Source organism: Pelomonas sp. KK5, assembly GCF_001984095.1.
Taxonomy (GTDB): Bacteria; Pseudomonadota; Gammaproteobacteria; order Burkholderiales; family Burkholderiaceae_C; genus KK5.
Genome location: NZ_LYVQ01000434.1, coordinates 1 through 2,198, shown reverse-complemented (window position 1 = coordinate 2,198; position 2,198 = coordinate 1). Strand labels below are relative to the sequence as shown.

Genomic DNA, 2,198 nt, shown 5'->3' with positions numbered 1-2,198 from the left:
TGGCCGGCTGCGCTTCACGCCGACCAGCGGCTTCACCGGCGACACGACGTTCAGCTACAAGGTGGCGGACGGCTTCGGCGGCCAGGCCACGGCGCTGGTCACGATCAGCGTCGGCAACGCCGCGCCGGTGGCGGCCAAGGACAGCTACACGCTCTACGCCGGCCAGTTGCTGGACATCCCGGCGCCGGGCCTGCTGGCCAACGACAGCGACGCCGACGGCGATGCGCTGGCGATCAGCAGCATCGACGTGACGGGCACGCAGGGCACGGTGCAGGTCTTCGCCGACGGGCGCATGCGCTTCACGCCGACCGCGGGCTTCATCGGCAGTACGAGCTTCAGCTACCAGGTCGCCGACGGCCTCGGCGGCACGGCGACGGGCCAGGTCGAGCTGAAGGTCGTCGTGCTGCCGGCGCTGCATGTGAGCAGCTTCGCCGCCAGCGACAGCGGCTTCCGGCTGCGCTTCGACCAGGCGGTGGATGTCTCGCTGATCCAGCTCTACGGCAGCGGCGCGCTGGTGCCTGACCTGAGCCTGATGCTGGGCGCCACGGCCGTGAACGGCACCGTGGTCTTCGACGCCGACGGCAAGGGCCTGAGCTTCGTCAAGGCCGGCGGCGTGCTGGCGGCCGGCGACTACACGCTGAGGCTCAACGGCGCGGCCGACGGCTTCGTCAGCGTCGGCGGGCTGCGGCTCGACGGCAACGGCGACGGCGCAACCGGCGATGCCTATGTCAAGGCCTTCACGGTGGCGGCCTCGTCCTCGCTGGTGGTCTCGGTCGAGGACTTCGCGCGGGCCCCGGGCCAGGCGGCGAGCTACGACCCGGCCGCCGGCGGCTTCGTCGTCAGCGTGCAGAACGCCAGCGGCCTGAACAGCCTCTCCTTCGACCTCCGCTACGACCCGGCGCTGCTGAGCGTGCAGTCCGGCGCGGCGATGGCCGGCCTGCCCGCGGGCAGCACCGTCAACGCGACGGTGAGCCAGCCCGGCCTGCTGCATGTGGACGTGGCGCTGGCCAGCCCCTTCGCCGACAACGCGGTGCACAAGCTGGTGCTGGTCAAGGGCACCGTGCCGGCGACGGCGGTCTACGGCGCGGCCGAGCTGCTGCGCCTCACCAGCATCAGCAGCAACCTCGGCGCGGCGGCGCGGGCCGACGACGGCATCCATGTCGTCGCCCAGCTCGGCGATGCCGACGGCAGCCGCGCGCTGACGACGGCCGACGTGACCCTGCTGCAGCGGATGGCCGTGCACAGCGACACCGGCTTCGCCGCCTATGCGCTGGTGAACCCGCTGCTGATCGGCGACGCCAGCCGCGACGGCGTGATCAGCGCCACCGACGCGGCCATGGTGCTGGCCGCCAGCCGCGGCACGGCGGTGGCCGCGGTGCCGCCGGTGGTGACGGTGCCGAACCTGGTGGTGACGCAGGTCAAGGTGGAGGACGACGGCGTGAGCCTGCGCTTCGACCGCGTGCTGGACGTGTCGTCCATCGATGCCGGCGACCTGCAGGTGGCGGGCGTGGCCGGCAGCCTGGTCATCGACGCGGACGGCATGGGGCTGCGCTTCGTCTCCGGCGCTGGCGCGATGGCGGCGGGCAGCTACGACCTGACGCTGAAATCCGGCGTTAGCGGCGTGGTGGCCGCCGATGGCCACCAGCTCGACGGCAACGGCGACGGCACGGCCGGCGACAACTTCGTCGCCAGCTTCACCGTGCCGGCGCCGGCGACGGCGGCCACGCTGCACCTGGGCGACCTCAACGCCGCCGCGGGCAGTAGCGGGCAGGTGCTGACGCTGCAGCTCGACGGTGCCGCCGCGGGCACGGTCTCGCTGGTGCTGGCCTACGACCCGGCCACGCTGCAGATCGAGGATGTGGCGCTGGCCGCCGGCCTGCCGCCGGGGGCGCGGCTGACGGCCGATGCCAGCCAGGCCGGGCGGTTGTCGCTGCAGCTGAGCCTGGCCGGTGGGCTGGGCGATGCCTCGCTGCGCGGGCTCATAACGCTCAAAGTCGGCGTACCGGCGACGGCCACGCCGGGCACGACGCGGCTGCTGAAGCTGCTGGACGCCACGGTGGACGGCGCCGCGGCGAAGGCCGACAACGCGCTGCAGACGGTGGCCGCGCCGCAGCCGGTGCAGCTGGCGCCGGCCCGCGTCTCGGGCCTGGGCCTGCGGGCGATGCCGGTCACCCCGCCGCCGCCGGTGGTGGTGGTGC

General features: G+C 73.6%; 1 protein-coding gene. It reads left to right on the top strand.

Features of this window, described 5'->3' with window-relative positions:
• Positions 1 to 2,198, top strand: a 2,198-nt coding sequence (locus tag B0W88_RS34045) for an Ig-like domain-containing protein (protein ID WP_198937998.1), incomplete at both ends; no start/stop codon positions are given.